This window comes from Kutzneria buriramensis (assembly GCF_003387475.1).
Lineage (GTDB): Bacteria > Actinomycetota > Actinomycetes > Mycobacteriales > Pseudonocardiaceae > Kutzneria > Kutzneria buriramensis.
In genome coordinates this window covers 71,160-90,804 of record NZ_QUNO01000020.1, presented here as the reverse complement: position 1 = coordinate 90,804, position 19,645 = coordinate 71,160, and the positions used below count along the sequence as shown (strand labels likewise).

The 19,645-nt window shown below is 69.3% G+C and carries 16 protein-coding genes; 5 read left to right on the top strand and 11 right to left on the bottom strand.

Features of this window, described 5'->3' with window-relative positions; genetic code table 11:
• The first annotated feature begins 86 nt into the window (after positions 1-86).
• A complete protein-coding gene (locus BCF44_RS43780; RefSeq protein WP_116180433.1) occupies positions 87-1,085 on the top strand; it encodes an alpha/beta fold hydrolase in 999 nt (332 codons plus the stop codon).
• Between the two features lie 573 nt (positions 1,086-1,658).
• Here BCF44_RS43780 and BCF44_RS43775 read toward each other — a convergent pair.
• Positions 1,659-2,042, bottom strand: a complete 384-nt coding sequence (locus tag BCF44_RS43775; RefSeq protein ID WP_116180432.1) for a VOC family protein — start codon at positions 2,040-2,042, stop codon at positions 1,659-1,661.
• 185 nt (positions 2,043-2,227) lie between these two features.
• Between BCF44_RS43775 and BCF44_RS43770 the strand changes: the two genes are divergently transcribed.
• On the top strand, positions 2,228-3,679 hold the full coding sequence (locus BCF44_RS43770) for a serine hydrolase domain-containing protein (protein WP_170218071.1): 1,452 nt from the start codon (positions 2,228-2,230) through the stop codon (positions 3,677-3,679).
• A 39-nt stretch (positions 3,680-3,718) separates the two neighbouring features.
• Here BCF44_RS43770 and BCF44_RS43765 read toward each other — a convergent pair whose 3' ends face one another.
• The 10 genes from BCF44_RS43765 to BCF44_RS43720 all read right to left on the bottom strand — a co-directional run bounded on the left by BCF44_RS43765 (position 3,719) and on the right by BCF44_RS43720 (position 14,710).
• Positions 3,719-4,726 (bottom strand): right-handed parallel beta-helix repeat-containing protein, encoded by a 1,008-nt coding sequence (locus BCF44_RS43765; protein WP_170218070.1) that lies wholly within the window; start codon positions 4,724-4,726, stop codon positions 3,719-3,721.
• A 74-nt stretch (positions 4,727-4,800) separates the two neighbouring features.
• Complete coding sequence (locus BCF44_RS43760; protein WP_211353507.1) at positions 4,801-5,811, bottom strand: right-handed parallel beta-helix repeat-containing protein; 1,011 nt, start codon at positions 5,809-5,811, stop codon at positions 4,801-4,803.
• Between the two features lie 22 nt (positions 5,812-5,833).
• Positions 5,834-7,771: a right-handed parallel beta-helix repeat-containing protein gene (locus tag BCF44_RS43755; RefSeq protein ID WP_246016161.1), complete on the bottom strand. Its 1,938-nt coding sequence runs from the start codon at positions 7,769-7,771 to the stop codon at positions 5,834-5,836.
• Positions 7,772-7,927: 156 nt separating this feature from the next.
• Positions 7,928-8,899 carry an RICIN domain-containing protein gene (locus BCF44_RS43750; protein ID WP_116180429.1) on the bottom strand — a complete coding sequence of 324 codons (972 nt, stop codon included), beginning with the start codon at positions 8,897-8,899 and terminating at the stop codon, positions 7,928-7,930.
• A 185-nt stretch (positions 8,900-9,084) separates the two neighbouring features.
• On the bottom strand, positions 9,085-9,954 hold the full coding sequence (locus BCF44_RS43745) for an ABC transporter permease (RefSeq protein WP_116180428.1): 870 nt from the start codon (positions 9,952-9,954) through the stop codon (positions 9,085-9,087).
• A complete protein-coding gene (locus tag BCF44_RS43740) occupies positions 9,941-10,705 on the bottom strand; it encodes an ABC transporter ATP-binding protein (protein WP_116180427.1) in 765 nt (254 codons plus the stop codon). The genes BCF44_RS43745 and BCF44_RS43740 overlap by 14 nt, the downstream gene beginning before the upstream one ends.
• On the bottom strand, positions 10,702-11,730 hold the full coding sequence (locus BCF44_RS43735) for an ABC transporter substrate-binding protein (RefSeq protein ID WP_246016160.1): 1,029 nt from the start codon (positions 11,728-11,730) through the stop codon (positions 10,702-10,704). The genes BCF44_RS43740 and BCF44_RS43735 overlap by 4 nt, the downstream gene beginning before the upstream one ends.
• Complete coding sequence (locus BCF44_RS43730; protein WP_116180426.1) at positions 11,727-12,989, bottom strand: sulfate adenylyltransferase subunit 1; 1,263 nt, start codon at positions 12,987-12,989, stop codon at positions 11,727-11,729. Before BCF44_RS43730 ends, BCF44_RS43735 begins: the two co-directional genes overlap by 4 nt.
• Positions 12,989-13,906 (bottom strand): sulfate adenylyltransferase subunit CysD, encoded by a 918-nt coding sequence (cysD, locus tag BCF44_RS43725; RefSeq protein ID WP_211353506.1) that lies wholly within the window; start codon positions 13,904-13,906, stop codon positions 12,989-12,991. The genes BCF44_RS43730 and cysD overlap by 1 nt, the downstream gene beginning before the upstream one ends.
• 105 nt (positions 13,907-14,011) lie before the next feature.
• Positions 14,012-14,710 carry a phosphoadenylyl-sulfate reductase gene (locus BCF44_RS43720; RefSeq protein WP_116180424.1) on the bottom strand — a complete coding sequence of 233 codons (699 nt, stop codon included), beginning with the start codon at positions 14,708-14,710 and terminating at the stop codon, positions 14,012-14,014.
• A 369-nt stretch (positions 14,711-15,079) separates the two neighbouring features.
• On the opposite strand from BCF44_RS43720, the gene BCF44_RS43715 reads away from it, so the two are divergent.
• From BCF44_RS43715 to BCF44_RS43705, 3 genes are read left to right on the top strand one after another with little or no spacing between them, the layout of a single operon-like run.
• Positions 15,080-16,306, top strand: coding sequence for an NAD-dependent epimerase/dehydratase family protein (locus tag BCF44_RS43715; RefSeq protein ID WP_116180423.1), 1,227 nt, complete (start codon positions 15,080-15,082; stop codon positions 16,304-16,306).
• Between the two features lie 20 nt (positions 16,307-16,326).
• On the top strand, positions 16,327-17,658 hold the full coding sequence (locus BCF44_RS43710; protein ID WP_116180422.1) for an HlyD family secretion protein: 1,332 nt from the start codon (positions 16,327-16,329) through the stop codon (positions 17,656-17,658).
• Positions 17,655-19,640 (top strand): glycosyltransferase family 2 protein, encoded by a 1,986-nt coding sequence (locus BCF44_RS43705; protein ID WP_116180421.1) that lies wholly within the window; start codon positions 17,655-17,657, stop codon positions 19,638-19,640. The genes BCF44_RS43710 and BCF44_RS43705 overlap by 4 nt, the downstream gene beginning before the upstream one ends.
• Positions 19,641-19,645 lie beyond the last annotated feature (5 nt).

Sequence of the window (19,645 nt, the reverse complement as noted above, 5' to 3'; positions counted from 1 at the left end):
CGGTTGAGTCATCCGACGGTCGCGGGCTCAGCCGCCGGTCACTAGCGTGGGAAACGCCGTGATCGCCGTTGCCGTCAGGAGTTGTGATGATCAGCAGGAGACTGTTCGCGCAGGGGTTCGCCGGCGTGGTGGCGGCCGGCACGCTCGCCGGCACCGGCTCGGGCACCGCCGTCGCGGCGGAGAACGGCCACACCGCGTTCAAGGAGCTCAAGCAGGTGCAGGCCGGGCCGCTGAACATCGGCTACGCCGAGGACGGGCCCGCCGACGGGCCGGTGGTCATCCTGCTGCACGGCTGGCCGTACGACATCCACAGCTACGTCGACGTCGCCCCGTTGCTGGCCGCGGCCGGATATCGGGTCATCGTGCCGTACCTGCGCGGTTACGGCAGCACCACGTTCCGGTCCGCGCAAACCGTGCGCAACGGGCAGCAGTCCGCCACCGCGTCGGACGTGATCTCGCTGATGGACGCCCTGCACATCGACCGGGCGATCCTCGGCGGCTACGACTGGGGTTCGCGCACCGCCGGCTGCGTCGCCGCGCTGTGGCCCGAGCGCGTGAAGGCCGCGGTGCTGGTCAGCGGCTACCTGGTGACGAACCTGAAGGCGCAGCAGACGCCGCTGGCGCCGGCGGCCGAACTGGGCTGGTGGTACCAGTACTACTTCGCCACCGAGCGGGGCGTCACGGGCTACACCGAGAACCGCCACGACTTCAACAAGCTCATCTGGACCAACGCCTCGCCGCGATGGAAGTTCTCCGACGCCACCTACGACCGCAGCGCGCAGGCGTTCACCAACACCGACCACGTGGCCATCGTGATCCACAACTACCGGTGGCGGCTCGGCCTGGCGCCGGGTGAGGCCCAGTACGAGGCGATCGAGCAGCGGCTCCAGGCCGCGCCGCCGGTCACGGCGCCGACGATCACCATCGGCAGCGACTTCGACGGCGCCAACATCGACGGCTCCTCGTACCGAAAGATGTTCACCGGGCCGTACCAGCACCGGATCTTCCGCGGCGTCGGGCACAACGTGCCGCAGGAGGCCCCGCGCGACTTCGCCAAGGCGATCGTCGCGGCGGACCGGCTCTAACCGAACCGGCCGTGCACGGAGTGCGCGGGTCGACCGGTGAGCCGAACATCGCCTCGGTCGGCCCGGCACGATCGTGCATCCGTGGGCACAACCCGATCGCCCGACCGAATAGTCGGGCTTGGCCGCACCGAGCGTATCTCGGTGGTCTCGGGCGGGACGTGCGGAGACAATCCGCACGTGGACAGCTACCCGGGACCCGCACGACTGGAGTGGCAGGCGAACTCCGACACCCGTCTCGGCTCGTTCGAGGTGAACTCACCGTTGTTGTCGACGACTCGGGGTGGCACGCCTCGGCCGTGCTGGCCGCTTTGCCACCAGGCGGAAATCGCGATGCCTGGACGTTTCTGATGCAGCTGGACCCCTACTTCACCCTCCGACTGCCGGAGGAGGAGCAAGCCACGATCTTGGTGCACGTCGACGAGGAGACCGGGGAAGGCCGACTGCTCTTGACCGCCGCTTGATCCTCGGCCAGACGAAGCCAGGCGTTGGAGTCGGTCGGCTGCGGACGTCGGACAAGCCGTCGGCATCCCAGCCGCGAAGATCCGGCAACCGTGTCAGCGCCGCGGACACGTCTCAGTCCAGGCAGAACTCGTTGCCCTCGATGTCCTGCATGTTGATGCACGACTCGTTCTGGTCGTCGGAGACCAGGAGTTGCACGCGGGTCGCGCCGAGGGCGACCACGCGGGTGCACTCCGCCTCGAGCGCGGCCAGGCGCTCGGCGCCGGCGAGGCCGGGCGCGGCCCGGACGTCGATGTGCACTCGGTTCTTGGCGACCTTGCCCTCGGGCACCCGCTGGAAGTACAGCCGCGGTCCCACGCCGGTGGGATCGCTGCACGCGGACCACGAGCCGTCGGACTCGGCCGCCGGCCCGTAGCCCAACACCTCGCTCCAGAATCGGGCGACGCGCACGGGATCTGCGCAGTCGAACGTGACCTGGACCTGCTTGACGGACGCCATGGGCCCACCCTAGCGGCAACCCGTTTGCGGCGGGTCGCAACCACGCGCTACCGTGAAAACGGCGGTGCCGGCCGCCTCTGGGTCCGCGGGCAGGGCTGCAAGCCCACCGGAAAGAGCTCCACCCACTGACGGCAGGTCTTTCCCGCCCGATGTCGCGGACCCACGGGCGCCGAGGAAGGACTGCCTTGTCCGAGTCATCCCGTGCCCTCCCCGACCGGCCCAGCCTGCGCTTCCTGAAACTCGAGGCGAAGCGGCGGCTCGCGGCGGCGGAGTTCGGCACCCTGCACGAAGCCCAGCTGGCGATCGCCCGCGAGCACGGGTTCCCCAGCTGGCCGGCGCTGAAGAACGCGATCAGCCCGGAGACCACGGCCCTGCCGCACGTGCGGTGGCTGGTCGACCGGTTCAAGGACGACGAGAACTGGTCGCCGCCGAGCGACACGGAGCTGGGCGAACACCTCACCGAGCGGTTCCTGGGCATGGTGCCGCCCGACATCCTGACCAAGCAGCTCCGCTCGGTGGCGGCGAAGCTGCGCGAGGAGCTCACGGTCGACGCGAGCACCGACGACACCGTCCGGGCGGAGATCGCGGGACTGCGCATCGAGGCCTCGGCGGAGGACGAGCCGCCGCACCGGCTGCGGGCACTGCGCATGTACCCGATCGCCAAGAGGCTCACGGACACGCGGGTGAACAACCCGACAAGCCGAACCACCGGGGACGCGCCGCAGCGGGGACAGGACATCGCCGAGCAGTCGATGGCGGAACTGGGCCTGCCGGGCCTGATCCTCGCCGGCAGTCCGGAGTGGACGGTCGCCCGCGGCTGGGCCGACCTGGACCGCCGCGAGGAACTACGCCCCGACCACCGCTTCCCCGCCTACGGCGTGGCCAAGCTGATCACGGCCGTCGCCGTGCTGAAGGTCGTCGACGGCATCGACCGCCGGGCCAACGAACTCCTCCGCGGGCCACGCCTGGCCGACGACGACATCACGGTCCGGGAGCTGCTCACCCACACCGCCGGCGTCGTCAGCCCCGAGGTTCAGTTCGCCCCGGAAGCACCCGAATTCGCCTACCACGACACGACCATCCCCTGCTCGGACCGGCGCGGCGAGTTCGTGCCCAGCAACGGCGGCTACGCCGTGCTGGGCAAGATCATCGCCGACGTCACCGGGGTTGCCTACCCCGACGCGGTGCGGACCCTGGTGTTCGAGCCGCTGGGCATGGCGGACTCGGACTTCCCGACCCACTGGCCGGGAGGCGCCGTGGTCACCGGCTACCACCTGGCCGACGACGGGACGTTCGAGGAGGCGGAACGCCACGTGTCGACGACGGCGGCAGCCGGGGGCCTGTGGACCACGGCGCCGGACCTGGTGCGGTTCGGCCGGCACTGGACCTCGCTGCTGACACCCGAGCTGACAGAGGAAGCCCTGCGCCCGCAGGCTGGACCGCCGGGAGCCGCCCAGCTGGGCCTCGGCTGGCTGGTGAATCCGGCCAAGGCGGTCTGCGGCCACTCCGGCGTCGGCCCCGGCGCCGGAGTGTCGCTGATCATCAGCATGAGCACCGGTTCGGTCACGGTGGCGGCGGCCAACCGCCTGGTCCCGATCGAGCCGGTCAACGCCCGGCTGAGCCGGCCGATCGCCTGAGGAACGGGGGCCGGTGCCACGAGCCGGCCCCCGCACCCGTCAGACCCCCGGTGTGGTCGGGGTCTTGGACAACCCCTTGCCACCGGTGCTCTTGTTGGAGGCGCCGATGATATTCGGCGAGTTCTCCGAGGTGCACTGGCTCTGGTCGGTCGCGTTGATACCGTATCCGTTCTTGTTCTTCACGGTCAGCGTGTTCTTGCTGAACGTGTTGCCGCAGCCGGTGTTGCCCCACACGTTGTGCAGCTGGATGTCGTCCAGGAAGCCGTTCTTGGCGATGTTGTTGGTGATCTTGTACTTGTCGCCCTTGATGTCCATCGTGGAGTCGGCGTCGTGCTGGTTCTTCTCACCGGTCCCGTCGAGGGTGTTGCCGTCGATGACGCCGTCGTGCGTGCCCTCCTTGACGTCGATGCCCTCGGCGGCCACGTTCGGCCCGATCTTGTTGTTCAGCACCTGGGTGTAGTTGCTGGCGTCCGGAGTGCTCGGCGTCGCGCCGTAGCACGACCAGTTGCTGTTGGCGGAGCCCAGGTACACGCCCTCACCGAAGCCCGGCTCCTCCTTGCCGGTGTTGTAGATCGAGGAGTTCTTGATCACGCCGTAGGCGCTGCTCTTGCGGAAGTGCACACCCTCGTACCCGATGTCATGCACGCTCACGCCGTCGATCGTGACGTGCGACGCGCCGTCGAGCACGATGCCCTTCTTGGAGGTGGTGACCGTGAAGCCCTTGAGATTCCAGTAGTTCGCGCCCTGCAGCCACAGACCGTACCCCGTCTGGCCGGACGGGCAGTCGGTGTCGCCGAGCTTGAACTTCGGATCGTGCAGCACCGCCTTCGCGCTGCCCACCAGCGTGATCGGGTTGGCCGCGGTGCCCGGCGTGGTCGCGATGAACTGGTCGCCGTAGTCGCCGTCGGCCAGCTGGATGGTGTCGCCCGGCTTGGCCGCCTTGAGCGCGGCGATCAGCTGGGCGGCGGTGCTGACGTTGATCGTGGAGGAGACGTGGGGCGCGGCCAACTGGGCGACGAGCGCGGCCGCGGCAATGCTCTTGATCACAGGGAATTCCTTTCCAGCAGGGGGAACGGGGGCCGGCCCGCATAGCGGCTGGATGCGGGACGGCCCCCTCTCCGCTACACGCCCGGTGTGGTCGGGGTCTTGGACAGGCCCTTGCCCCCGGTGCTCTTGTTGGAGGCGCCGATCACGTTGGGCGACTTCGACGAGACGCACTGGCTCTGGTTGGTGGAGTTGACGCCGTAGCCGTCCTTGTTCGTCACGACGAACGTGTTGTTGCTGAACGTGTTGCCACAGCCGGTCTTCTTCCAGAGGTTGTGCGTCTGGATCGCGTCGAGGAAGCCGTTCTCGGCAGTGTTGTTGGTGATCTTGTAGCCGTCACCCTTGATGTCCATCGTGGAGTCGGCCGAGTTCTCGTTCTTCTCGCCGGTCCCGTCCAGAGTGTTGCCGTCGATCACGCCCCCGGTGGTGCCCTCCTTGACGTCGATGCCCTCGGCCGCCACGTTCGGGCCGATCTTGTTGTTCAGCACCTGGACGTTGTCGCTGGCGTCGGGGCCCTTGCCCTTGTTGGTGCCGTAGCACGACCAGTTGCTGTTGGACGAGCCGATGTAGACGCCCTCGCCGTAGCCCGGCTGCTCCAGGCCGGTGTTGTACACCGAGGAATTCTTGATCACGCCGAACGGGCTGCTCTTGCGGAAGTGCACACCCTCGTACCCGATGTCGTGCACGCTCACGCCATCGATCGTGACGTGCGACGCACCGTCGAGCACGATGCCCTTCTTGGAGGTGGTGACCGTGAAGCCCTTGAGATTCCAGTAGTTCGCGCCCTGCAGCCACAGACCGTACCCCGTCTGGCCGGACGGGCAGTCGGTGTCGCCGAGCTTGAACTTCGGATCGTGCAGCACCGCCTTCGCGCTGCCCACCAACGTGATCGGCGCGGACGCCGTGCCCGGCGTGGTCGCGATGAACTGGTCGCCGTAGTCGCCGTCGGCCAGCTGGATGGTGTCGCCCGGCTTGGCCGCCTTGAGCGCGGCGATCAGCTGGGCCGCGGTGCTGACATTGATCGTCGACGACACGTGCGGTGCGGCGAGTCCGGCCACGAGGGCGGCCGCCGCCATTGTCTTGATCACAGGAACCGTTCCTCTCTGGCCGTTATTTCGCCGTGGACGTGTTGACTGTCTTCAGGAACAGCGACTGACCGGAATCGCTCTTGCTCGCGTCCACGCCGTGGCCGTTGGTGTAGTCCTTCTGCTCGTTGTGCGCCCAGTCGGTGATCGGCGCGCCACCGACGTCCAGGTGGTGGTAGCCCGTGCCGTCCCAGCCGAACTGGTAGATCGTGTGCCGGCTCGGGTAGTACGGCGTGTACGGGGCGCCGTCGGTCACCTGCTTCTGCATGTCGTTGTTGAAGAAGACGTTGCGGTAGCCCGAGGAACCCGACCACTTGACCGCCTTCTGGCCCGTGGACCAGTAGATCGGGAACCAGGTGGAGTCGTCCGGCGGGTCGTTGCCCTCGTCGCCGCAGTGCGCGGTGCAGTTGCCCGAGCGGTGGGCGTAGGACACCTTCTGCGTGTTGTCCTCGATGAGGTTGTTGCGCTCGTACCCGCCGTGGACGTTGAAGTCGGAGTCGATGTCGTTGCCGATGGCCACGTTGCCCGAGGCCGACCACTGGAAGGTGAAGTGGCGCAGGTCGCGGGTGGTGTTGCCGGCATACAGCGAGTCCCACACGCGGGAGCCGCGGAAGTAGCCGTTGCCGCCCTTGCCCTTGTTCCACGAGCCGTCCAGCTCGTTGTTCACGATCTGGAGGTTCTTGGCCTCCTCGGTCACGATCGGGTGCGAGCCGGTCATGATCGCGTGGATGCCGGTCACCCAGTCGTTGGCCGCCCACTTGAACACGATCCCTTGCATGGCCAGGGACGGCGCCAGGTTGCCGTAGTTGTCCTTGGCCTGGGCCTGGGTCACGCCGGGCGGGGCGACCTGGGTGTAGGAGAAGTTCTCGAAGCCCACACCGACGATCGGGTCGACGATCGGCGACGCCTTGGAGGCGTACGCGGTGCCGTCGATCGGCGCCGAACCGTCCGAAGTGGAGTCGACCGGCACGTCGTACTCGAGCGGCTTGTCCACGGTCACCGTGTGGTTCTTGGTGTCGACCGCCGCGATGGTGAACCACTGCTGCCGCATGTGCAGGTTCTGGAGCGGCCAGGTGGTCGGGTACGCGTTCATCGACTTGTAGAAGTTGACGGAGTTGGCGGCGCGGATGTTGATGAAGCCGCCGACCTTCATGTTCTTCATGTCGGCGTTGGTGGCCAGGTAGACCACCTTGTCGCCGGTGCGCGCGGCGAAGCCCTTGTCACCCGGCTTCACGCGGAGCTTGGCGCCGACCTTCCAGTGCACGTTGACCGTGCCCTCGAACTCGTCCTTCCGGTTGGCCGGCGCGGACTTGTACTCGCTGGCGTAGCTCGGGTCCACGCCGCGGGACTGCACCCGGAACAGGCCGCGGCCCGGCCACAGCCAGCCGCCGCTGGCGTCGTCGAAGCCCATGTTGCTCTGGTCCCACTGGTCGCCGTCGGGCGTCAGGACGTCGTACTGGGTGTTCTTGTCCGGCGCGTACACGAACTTCGTCGCGTCCGTGCCGGCTCCGCGCAGCACCAGGTAGTTGGCGTCCACGTGGATCTCGTGGGTGACGTCCAACTGCCCGGCCGGGAACGTGATCAGGCTGAGCTTGTTGTAGCTGCCCTTGGCCGAACAGGTCGAGTGCAGCTTGTCGATCGCGGCCTGGATGCCGTTGGTGTCGTCGACGTTGTCGTTCGGGATCACCTTGTACGTGCTGGCCAGCTGCGCCGCGGTGATCTGGCAGGACTTGTCCGGGTTGATGTCGCCGGCGCCGGGCAGGTTCTGCCCGCCGCGGAACCCGGCCTTGCTCCAGTCGTACAGACCGGAGACGGGCGCACGCCGGTTGCCGGCCGAGGTGTCCAGGTTGACGAGGGCGTGGCTGCCCGCCGTGGCGCCGATCGCGGCCTGTGAGGCCGCCACCAGCCCCCCGGCGACGCACATGGTGGCCGTCACGATGGCGACGACCCGCTTTCGAGACAAGGAGAACCTCCGGGGAAATGAGGGAATTGGCGAAATGGCAGTGTTGGCTGCGATGCGCGGCGGACGCCCCAGTCCGCCGCCGGCCCCTTCGCGCACCCTGACGCGCGTCGGGGCCGGCGACGTCCCGCCCCTGCCTGGGCTTTCTGGTACGACCGGTTACTTCGCGGTCGTGGTGGGGAACGTCCACTGCGCGGCCGAGCCCGAACAGCTGCCCGCGGTCACCGCGGTCGCCGTCGCCCGGAAGCACTTCTTGCCGGTCTGGATGTCGGAGATGGTCCCGTTCGGGTTCTCCGACCACTGCTGGGTCGGTCCACCGGTGCACGTCTTGAACGCGATGCTGCCGCCCTTGGAGTCCGCGCACAGATTCTTGTTGAGCTGGGCGCGGCCGTTGACGGACAGGAACGTGCCGTCGAAGGTGAAGGTCTGCTGGGCCGAGCCGTTGCACGCCTTCACGCCGAGCGTGAAGCCGTTCTTGGTGCCACCGTTGGTGTCGAGGCAGACACCGGAGCCCTTGCTCTTGTACGGGCCCGTGGTGATGGTCGGCTCGGCGCCGCCGATGCAGTTACCCGTCGAGGTGTTGAAGATCGGGTCCGAGCTGACCTTCTCGTTCGACGGCGGGTCGATGATCACTGGTTCCATCGTCGGCGTGCCGTTGTCGTTGTAGTGGGTAAGCGCGTCCTCGCAGTCGATGGCACTGATCGGGGACCCACCCTTGCCACCGAGCCAGAGGTCGAAGTGCCACAGGTTCGGGCCGCCGTTGGGGCCCTTGCCGTTCCAGTCCGCGTTGCACTCGTCGCAGCCGTCTTCCATGATGAAGTACTTGCCCACCCGCGGCACGTAGATCCTGCCGCCCGGCTTGACCTCCTTGGTGGAGGTGGCGAACGTGATCGGGTCCGCGAACGTGCCGGTGCCGCCCGCGGTCTGGTGCAGCTTCGGGTAGGAGATGTCCCCGCCCGGGGGCGTGTTGTCCCACCAGCCGTAGAACGTCAGGAACGTCTGCTGGGTGCTCGCGTGCGGCGCGGCGGGCGCCGCCGACGCCGGCACGATCGCGGTGAGCACCATGGCGATGACGGCGAGCACCGAGAGCAGACCGGACGTCAGGACGGGGACGATGGCACGTCTGGACATGGTTGCCTCCGTAGCTGGCTGGCTGGGGCGCCAGGACTGCGAAGGCGGCGGTGACGCAAAGCTTAGGACCAATCACCCGGATTAGTAAAGAACCCTTCCTAACAATTTCGCCGCGGCAGACCGCCGAACGGCGGATCCGGTCACGACCCGGCCGGATCCGGCCACCAGTGCTCCATAATGGACAGTCATGACCGGTCCGCCGAGGTCAGCCCGTGCGAGCGCAGCACCCGCCGCTCCACCGGCGCGAACACCAGCTGGTTCACCCCGATGCCCACCACCAGCACCAACGCGATGGCGCCGAAGGCCAGCGCCATGTCGTTGGTGTCCTGAGCCTGCTTGAGCAGCTGGCCCAGGCCGTGCCCGAGCGAGGCCGAGGTGGCGATGATCTCGGCCGCCATCAGCGACCGCCAGGCGAAGGCCCAGCCCTGCTTGAGGCCGGCGACGTAACCGGGCAGGGCCGCCGGCAGCAACACGTGCGCCACCGAGGAAAGCCCGGTGGCGCCGAGGTTTCGGCCCACCTTGAGGTAGAGCGGCGGCACCTGGTCGAGCCCGGCGATCAGGCCGTTCGCGATGGACGGCACGGCGCCGAGCAGGATCACCGTGTAGATCGTTCCAGGTGTTACACCGAGGAAGATGACCGCGGGCGGAACCCACGCCACCGACGGGAGATTCTGCAACCCGGAAAGTATCGGCCCCACGGCGGTGCGGATCGTCCGGCTGCGGCCGACCACGATGCCCAGCGGAGTGCCGACCGCCACCGACACCAGGAAGCCGAGTCCGCCACGCGAAACGCTGTTCCACACACTGGACCACACCTCGCCCCTGCCGGCCGCGTCGGCCAGCGAGTGCCACACCTCCGCCGGCCCGGGCAACACCCAATCGGGTTGCACTCCGGCCAGATACAGGCCCTGCCAGGTGGCCAGCACCGCCGCCACCGCGACCAGCGGCGGCAGCAGCTTCTGGCGCAGTCGTCGTCGGGGCGCGGACCGGGCGCCGGCCAGCGAGTCGAGACCCGCCTCCAGCCGGGCCAGCCCGTTGTTGTCAGGTCTGGCCATGTCGTCGGATCTCCTCCCGGAGATGTTCGGTGATTTCCACGGACAGCGCCGCGACGGCCGCGTCCTCGACCCGCCGCGGGTGCGGGATGTCCACGGTCCACTCCCGCGCGATCCGGCCCGGCAGCGACGTGAGCAGCACGACGCGCTGCGCCAGCCGGACCGCCTCACGCACGTTGTGTGTGACGAACACGGTGCTGAACCGGGCGTGCTGCCAGAGTCGGATCAGCTCCTCGTGCAGCACGTCCCGGGTGATCGCGTCCAGCGCGGCGAACGGCTCGTCCATCAGCAGCACCTCGCTGCCCTGGGCCAGCGCGCGGGCCAGCGCGACCCGCTGCCGCATGCCGCCGGACAGCTCGTGTGGACGCTTGTGCTGGGCGTGTTCCAGGCGTACCAACGACAACAGCCGCCGGGCCTCGGTGTGCCGCTGGCCGCGCGGCATCCCGCGCAGCCGCAGCGCGAGCTCGACGTTGCGGGCCGCGGTGAGCCAGGGGAAAAGGGCGGATTCCTGGAACATCAGCGCGGCGTGGCCGCCGTCGAGCTCGACGGTGCCCGCGGTGGGCGTGTCCAGGCCGGCGATCAGGTTGAGCAGCGTGGACTTGCCGCAGCCGGAGGCGCCGAGCAGGCAGACGAACTCGCCGGAGCGCACGGACAGCGAGATGTCCTCCAGGATCGGCGGGCCGCCCTCGAACGTCTTGCCGACGCCGTCCAGCGCGACCGCCTCCCTGATGGTCTGGCCCGTGATCAGGGTCATTGCTTGGCCCCCAGCCCGGCGTCGTCGACCGCGGGACGCTTCTTCGCCGCCAGCTCCGCGTTCAGCGGGCCGGTGTCGACGATGCCGCGCAGGTCGGTCGCGCTCATCAGGCCGACGCTGACGGCGTGATCAGCCTGCACGCCGACCGTCGAGGCGAGCGGGTCGTCGGTGACCTGCTGCTCGCCCCAGGCGCGGATGATCTCGGCGTCGGTGAGGGCGGCGCCGCTGAGCCGCTTCAACTCGGTGTTCGCGGTCTTCTGCGCCTGCGCGGCGTTGGCGTCGATCCAGTCGTTGGTGGCCAGTTCTCCGTCGATCAGCCGCCGCACGATGTCCGGGTGGTCGCGCAGAAAGGTGGTCGAGACGACCAGGTCGGTGCTGGGGAAGCGGGCGTCCGGCCACAGGTGCCGCTCGTCCACCAGCATCTTGGCTCCTCCCTCGACCACCATGCGGGACGCCCACGGCTCCGGCAGCCAGGCGCCGTCGATCTTGCCGGCGTGGAACTGGTCGAGCGTGGTGGCGTTGTCCTGCGGGCGGATCGACACGTCGCCGCCACCGTCGGTGGTGGTCCTCAGGCCGTGCTGGCTGAGCCAGTACCGCAGGGCCACATCCTGGGTGTTGCCGAGTTGGGGCGTGGCAAGCGTTTTCCCCTTGAGGTCGGCCGGCGAGCCGATGGTCGATCTGACGACGAGCTCGGCGCCGCCCATGGTCGCCCCGGCGACGATCTTCAGCGCCTCGCCGTGACTCTTCACGTAACCGTTGAGCGCGGAGGACGGTCCGACATAGGCGGCGTCGAGCTGGTTGCCCAGCAGCGCGGTCATCTCCGCCGGGCCAGCGTTGAACACCTGCGTGGTCAGCGGCGTGCTCCCCAGTGCCCTGGCGAAGAACCCGTTCGCCACACCGATGATCGGCGTCACGTGCGTGAGGTTGCCCAGATATCCCAGACGGAGCCGGTTCTCCGACGACGCCGCCGAGGAGCAGCCGGCGAGCAGCAGGGCCGCGGCGGCGACGGGTAACAGCCGTCTCACGGCCACCACGTGGGCACGCCCACCATTCCCGCCGTCAGCGTGTCGCCGCTGGCTTCGTCGATCAACAGCACCGCGCCGCAGTGCCGGTTCGCCTCGTACGGGTCGACCGCGACCGGCTCCGCCGTGCGCACCGACACCAGCGCGATCTCGTTGGTGTACAAGGTGTCCAGCGCGTTGTCGGTACGCAGCGAGTGCACGTCCAGCCGCTCGTCGATGCCCTCGACCACGGCCCGGACGGTACGGGTGGTGTGCCGCAGCAGCACCCGGTCGCCGACCCGGATCGGCCGCGACGCGAGCTGACAGCCGACCAAGAGCAGGCGGTCGGCCGGGATCGGCTGGGTGGCGACCGGGGCGATCATGTCGCCGCGGGCCACGTCCACCGCGTCGGCCAGCCGCACCACGGCCGACTGCGGGGCGAACGCCTCCTGCACCGGAGCGCCGCCCAGCTCGATCCCGGTGATCCGGGTGTGGTGGCCGGCCGGGAGTACGGCCACCTCGTCGCCCACCCGGAGCATGCCGGACGACAACTGTCCGGCGTAGCCACGGAAATCCGCCGCCCGCACCACGTACTGCACCGGGAACCGGGTCGCCTCGGGCACGCCGTCGGTGTCCACCGTCTCCAGGTGCTCCAGCAGCGTCGGACCGGCGTACCAGCTCATGTTCGGGCTAGGCTCCACCACGTTGTCTCCGCACAGCGCGGAGATCGGGATCGCCACCACGTCCGGCACGCCCAGTCTCCTGGCGTACTCGGTGAATTCCTCGGCGATCTCGGCGAACCGCGCCTCGTCGTGGTCGACGAGGTCCATCTTGTTCACCGCCAGCGCCACGTGCGGCACCCGCAGCAGCGCGGAGACCACGGTGTGCCGGCCGGTCTGCTCGACGAAGCCGAGCCGGGCGTCGACCAGGATCACCGCCAGCTGCGCGGTGGACGCGCCGGTGACCATGTTCCGGGTGTACTGCACGTGCCCGGGCGTGTCGGCGAGGACGAACCGCCGCTTGGCGGTGGCGAAGTACCGGTAGGCGACGTCGATGGTGATGCCCTGCTCCCGCTCGGCGCGCAGGCCGTCGGTGAGCAGCGCCAGGTCGGCCTGGGCCAGGCCCTTGTCGCGGGACACCCGGCGGACCGCCTCCAGTTGGTCGGGCATGACCGCGCTGGTGTCGTGCAGCAGCCGCCCGACCAGGGTGGACTTGCCGTCGTCGACGCTGCCGGCGGTGGCCAGCCGGAGCAGCCCGCCGACGGCGATCTCGGTCGTGGTCATCAGAAGTAGCCCTCCCGCTTGCGGTCCTCCATGGCGGCCTCGGACATCCGGTCGTCGGCGCGGCTGGAACCGCGTTCCGTCACCCGGGACGCGGCGATCTCGGCGATCACCTCGTCGACCGAGGCCGCCGGCGAGTCGACGGCGCCGGTGCAGGACATGTCGCCCACGGTGCGGTACCGCACCATCCGTTCCTGCACCGGCTCCCCGTCGCCGGGCCCGCCCCACGACCCCGGCGCGAGCCACATGCCGCCGCGCAGGAACACCTCGCGGCGGTGGGTGAAGTAGATGGAGGGCAGCTCGATGTCCTCCGCCCGGATGTAGCCCCACACGTCCAGTTCGGTCCAGTTGGACAGCGGGAACACGCGCAGGTGCTCACCCGGCCGGTGCCGGCCGTTGTACAGCCGCCACAGCTCGGGCCGCTGCCGGCGCGGGTCCCACTGGCCGAACTCGTCGCGCAGCGAGAAGACCCGTTCCTTGGCGCGGGCCTTCTCCTCGTCACGGCGGCCGCCGCCGAGCACCGCGTCGAACCGGTTGGCCTCGATCGCCCGCAGCAGCGGCAGGGTCTGCAGCGGGTTGCGGGTCCGGTCGGCGCGCTCCTGGAGCAGGCCGGCGTCGATGTAGGACTGCACGTCGGCGACGAGCAGCCGGACGCCGAACCGTTCCACCGTGCGGTCGCGGAACTCCAGCGTCTCCGGGAAGTTGTGGCCGGTGTCCACATGCAACAGTGGGAACGGGATCGGGGCGGGCAGGAAGGCCTTGCGCGCCAGGTGGAGCATCACCGTCGAGTCCTTGCCGCCGGAGAACAGCAGCGCCGGCCGGTCGAACTCCGCGGCCACCTCGCGGAGGATGTGCACCGACTCGGCCTCCAGGGCGTCGAGGTGCGAGAGGATGTGCCGTGCTCGGGTCGTCGCCCTCACACCGAAACCCCTTTCGGTCACGGCGGGCGGCGGTTCCGCCGGATGTGGTCGTGCTACAGGGATGTTCGTGCCGGTGGGGATGTTTGTGCCGCGGAGATCTCCGGCTCAGCCGTGCAGGCCGCACTCGGTCTTGACCAGGCCGAGCCAGCGGCCGCTGCGCGGGTCCGCGCCGGGCGTGACGCGGGTGGTGCACGGGCGGCAGCCGACAGACAGGTAGCCGTCCGCGAGCAGCGGATTCTGGAGAACCCCGTGCCGTGCCGCGTGTTCGGCCACGTCCTCGGCCGTCCACCCGGCGAGCGGGTTGATCTTCACCATGCCGTGCCGCTCGTCCCAGCCGATCACGGGCGTGTCCGCCCGGGTGGGCGAGTCCTCGCGGCGCAGCCCGGTCACCCAGGCGTCGTAGTGCTCCAGGGCCGCGTCCAGGGGTGCGACCTTGCGCAGGGCGCAGCACTTGTCCGGATCGCGGGTGTACAGCCGCGGCCCGTAGGACCGGTCCTGCTCGGCCACGGTCTGCTCAGGTGTGACCGTGACCAGCGTGATCGGGTAGATCGCGGCCATCGCGTCCCGGGTGCCGATGGTCTCGGGGAAGTGGTAGCCGGTGTCCAGGAACAGCACGTGCACACCGGGGGCGTGGCGGGCCGCGAGGTCCACCAGCACCGTGTCGGCCATCGAGGAGGCCACCGCGAGCCGGTCGCCGAAGGTGCGGCCGGCCCAGCTCAGGATGTCCTCGGCGGTCGCGTCACGCAGTTGTGCGGCGGCGGTGTCGGCGATGCGCCTTATTTCGGCACGCGGGCGAGCGTCCATGACGGGTCCTCCTCCAGAGGGAGCGACCAGTTTGTTAGGAAACTTTCCTTACTGTGCGGCGGAGCGTAGGCCCGTCGCGCACGGGCCGTCAAGCCCCGGCCAGATGGCCTCATAGTGCAGGTCCAGCACGGAAAACGTTTCCATCCACGGCGTCGAAGACGAGCTTCGCTCGGCGGTCGGCGGCTTGACGCGGTCCACGTATGCGAATAGTCTCCGAGTCCGAGTTAATAAACTTTACTATCTAACTCGACCGGCCGGCGGACCCTGACGCTCTCCCGCCGACGCTCCCCCCGCCTGCGCGATCCCCTGGATTCCTCGCGGTCGCGCCATGGTGGTCCCTGGACAGAACTCCCGAGGGGTGCATTTCGCATGCGTGTACTTGTTCTGGGCGGAGACGGATTCTGCGGCTGGCCGACGGCGCTGCACCTGTCCGACCACGGCCACGACGTCGCCATCCTCGACAACCTGAGCAGACGAGCCATCGACCTCGAGCTGGAGGTCGACTCGCTGACCCCGATCCGCCCGCTCGGCGAGCGGTTACGGGTCTGGCGTCAGATTTCCGGGCGGGACATCGGTTTCGTCCGACTGGACCTCGCCACCGAGTACGACCGGCTCGTCGAGACGCTGCGACGGCTTCGACCGGACGCCGTCGTGCACTTCGCCGAGCAGCGGGCCGCGCCGTACTCCATGCGCTCCACTGTTTCAAAGCGTTACACCGTCGACAACAACGTGCGCGCGACTCACAACCTGTTGGCCGCGCTGGTGGTCACCGGCGGTGAGACCGCGCTGGTCCATCTGGGCACCATGGGCGTCTACGGCTACGGCTGGTCGGGTTCCGCCCCCGTTCCCGAGGGCTACCTCACCGTCAAGGTGCCGACCCCCGACGGCGACCTGGAGCGGGAGATCCTGCACCCGGCCAACCCCGGCTCCGTCTACCACCTGACGAAGACGTTGGACCAGCTCATGTTCGCCTTCTACGCGCACAACGACGGGCTGCGCGTCACCGATCTGCACCAGGGCATCGTGTGGGGCACGCAGACCCCGCAGACCGCCCGCGACGAGCGGCTGATCAACCGCTTCGACTACGACGGCGACTACGGCACCGTGCTCAACCGGTTCCTCATGCAGGCGGCCATCGGCCACCCGCTGACGGTGCACGGCACCGGCGGCCAGACCCGAGCGTTCATCCACATCCGTGACACCGTGCGCTGCATCGAGCTCGCGCTGGCCAATCCGCCCGAGCCGGGCGAGAAACCCACCGTCTTCAACCAGATCACCGAGACGCACCGGGTGCGCGACCTGGCCGAGCTGGTCAGCGCCATGACCGGCGTCGAGGTGGCGAACCTGCCCAACCCGCGGCAGGAGGCCGTGGAGAACGACCTCGTCGTCCGCAACGACCGCTTCCTCACGCTGGGCCTGTGCCCGACCACGCTGTCCGAGGGACTCCTGGAGGAGTGCACGGACATCGCCGACCGCTACAAGGGCCGCGTCGACCCGTCGAAGATCGTCTGCCGGTCGGTGTGGCGGCAGGGCATGGCCATCGCCGAGGACCTCGTCACCGAACTGGCCGACCGCCGGCCGGTCGCGGTCGACTGAGCCACGGGACGGTTGCAGCGATGGCGCGCCAGGCCCGGGTCCGCGGCATGAACGCGGCGGCCGATCTGACCCCGAACCTCAACGGGCACGACAAGGAGTTCCCGCACTCGTCGGTACGTCAACTTCTGGTGGCGGTGGCGATCCTGTCCGGGGGCGGGGTCCTGGCCTACTTCACCTACGCGGACGTCTCAGCGCGGTCCAGCTTCGTCGGGGCCGTACAGCCGCAGCAGACCCTGAACCTGGACTTCACCCAGACCGGGCGGATCCAGGACGTGATGGTGCGGGCCGGCGAGACCGTCAAGAAGGGGCAGCCGCTGGCCACGCAGGACCAGGCCATGGCCAAGGCGACGCTGGCCGACGCGCAGGCAGTGCTCGCCGCCGCGCAGGCCAAGGTCGCGGCGCTCCAGACGCCGGCGCTGACCGAGGCGGCCCGGCAGAACCTGGATCTCCAGGTGGCCAAGGCTAATGCGCAGCTGTCCGGTGCCCAGCGGGCGTCGGCCGACGCCACCTCCGAGGCGAACACCCAAGTGGCGCAGGCACAACAGGCCGTCACGGACGCACAGGCCAACTACGACACCGACAATGCCCAGCTGACCTCGTTGTGCGGCCCGGATTCCGACACCGACAAGACGTACTGTCTGAACCTCCGGTCCCAGGTCCAGAAGGGCAGCACGGCGATCGCCAACGCCAATGCCAACCTCACGCACACCAAGGCGTCGGCGACGCAGCTACGCGACACGGCGGCCAACGCCGTGACGTCGGCGCAGTCCGCGCTGGCGCTGACCCAGAACCAGCGCGCGGCGGCCAGCGACCCGGCCTCGCCGGCGGACATCTCGTCCGCCCAATCCGGGGTGGCGTCCGCGCAGACCGCCGCCGACCAGGCCAAACACACCCTCGATCAGCTCACGCTGACCTCCCCGATCGACGGTGTGATCGCCAATGTCGGCGGCGTGCCCGGCGAACTCGACGGCACGACCGGCGTGCACGGGTTCGCCGGGCCCCAGTCCGTACAGCCCGCGCAGGCCCCGGCGTTCAGCCTGTTCCCGCCGGCCGACGGCGGCGGGTCGCAGAACACCGGCGCCGCCAACCAGCATCCGCTGATCACCATCGTCAGCACAGCCAGCGACGCGATCGCCCAGGTGGCCGAGTCGGCGATGCCCCGGCTCAAGCCCGGCAGCAAGGCCCGGGTCACCGTCAACGCGTTGCGGCAGACCGTGGACGGCACCGTGGAGCAGGTCATCCCGATGCCGATCGACCAGTCCGGCGGGGTCGAGTACGCGGTGCGGACGAGCGTGCCGCGCTGGCCCGACGGCACCACCTCCGGCATGAGCCTCAGCGTGGTCTTTCCATGATCAGATGGACCGGGCTGCTCCTGCTGGCGCTCAACATCGGGCTGATCGCGGTGCTGGTCGTGCACGCGCTGCGGCGCCGGTTCGACGACTCCGACCGCGGCGTCGGCAATGTGGTGCGGCTGCCCAAGCCGCACCCGCCGTCGCTGCGCCGGGTCGCCGCGTTCGTGCTGATCACCCTGGGCGGCAGCGCCACGCTGAACGGCCTGCGCTCGCCGGATCTGTCCACTTCGTACAGATGGGTGATCGGCCGCGCGGTGACGTCGGTGGTGCCGATGCCGGCCGTGGTCGCCGACTACGTGTCGCACCTGCGGCCGGTGATCCCGATCAGCTTCCTGGCCTTCACGGCGGCGCTGGCGCTGTGCGTGCACGCGACCCCGTTGCGGCGTCTGCTGATCCTGCTGCACGCCCCGCTGGCGATCTTCGCGGCGGTCACCGCCGACACCGCGCTGGCGGTGATCGGCATCGAGTTCCGGTTGCCGCTGGGGCCCTTCCCGCTGATCAGCATCCTGATGCACTACTTCGTCGCGTACGTGATGGCGATGCGGCTGGCGCTGACCACGTACCTGCTCCCCCGGCCCACGCAGGTGCCGATCCGGCGCAAGGGTGACGCCCTCGACACCGTGATCACCATCGTCTCGCTGGCGGCGGTGTCGGCGTTCGTCGCCGCCGGCGCCGCGTACGTGGTGAGCCTGATCGGCGACGACCCGGTGGCGTACACGTTCCTGCTGCTGGCCATCCCCGTCTACCTCAAGTTCGGCCTCTACGTGCTGCTCACGCTCCTGCGCGTGGTCGGCCGGCGGCGACTGCCCGAGCCCGGGCCGAATCCGCCGCCGGTCGACGTGATCGGGCCGGCGTTCAACGAGGAGACCAACATCGTCAACTGGGTGCAGAGCGTGGACCGCGCCGCCGTCGCCTATGGCGGCCCGGTGCACCTGATCCTGTGCGACGACGGCTCCACCGACAACACCCGACAACTGGCCGAGGAGGCGATGGCGCGTGCGACCGCCCTACAGGGCACGGTGATCGCCGGTTCCCACACCGGCAAGGCGACCGCCCTCAACCTGGCTCTGACCCGGTGCACCGCGGACTACGTGGTGCGCCACGACACCGACTGCGAGCTGCACCCGAACGTCCTGCGCCACAGCATCCCCTGGTTCCAGTCGGATCCGCGGATCGGCCTGGTCGGGGCGTTCATGCTGCCGAAGTTCCCGTTCCACACCTGGGTCGACCGGATGCGGTCGCTGGAGCTGGCGGCGGGTTTCGGCCTGCCCCGCCTGGCGTACGCGGTGGTCGACATGCAGCCGTGTGTGCCGGGCAACTACACGGCGGTGCGGCGCGAGGCGGCGCTGGAGATCGGCGGCTGGCCGGAGGGCATGCTCGGCGAGGACATCGACTTCACCTGCGGCCTGGCCCGGATCGGCTACCGCGCGGTCTACGACCGGCGCGTCTGGGCGTACGAGGACGTGCCGGAATCCCTGGCGCAGCTGCGATTGCAGCGGCGCCGGTGGAGCCAGGGCTCGATCTACAACTTCGCCCGGTTCGTGCCGTTCGCCGCCGGCTCGGCCGGCCCGCGGTTCTGGTTCGCCGAGTTCTTCAAGGGCGCCAGGCGGTTGGTGCAGCCGATGCAGTTCGCCGCGTACCTGTTCGCCATCCAGGGCGCGGTGTTCCAGCCGGGCCTGCGGCAGAACCTGGTGCACCTGCTGGCGTTCTTCGTGCTGGCCAAGCTGCCGATGCTGCTGGTGACGGTCTGCGCGCTGTGCTACCGGCGGATGTGGAAGTCCCTGCTGTGGTGGCCGTTGTTCCTCGGCTTCGTGATGGTCAAGAGGCTGGCCAACGTGGAGGGCCTGCTGCTGCTGAGAACCAGACCGGTCCGGCCGGTCTGGCGGCGCGCCCGCCGCGTCGTCTCCGACGCCGACATGACCTGGCCGGTGCTCGCTCCCCGGTACCTCGTCCCCCCTGCTTACTCGAACGGAGAAGCGTGAAGCGA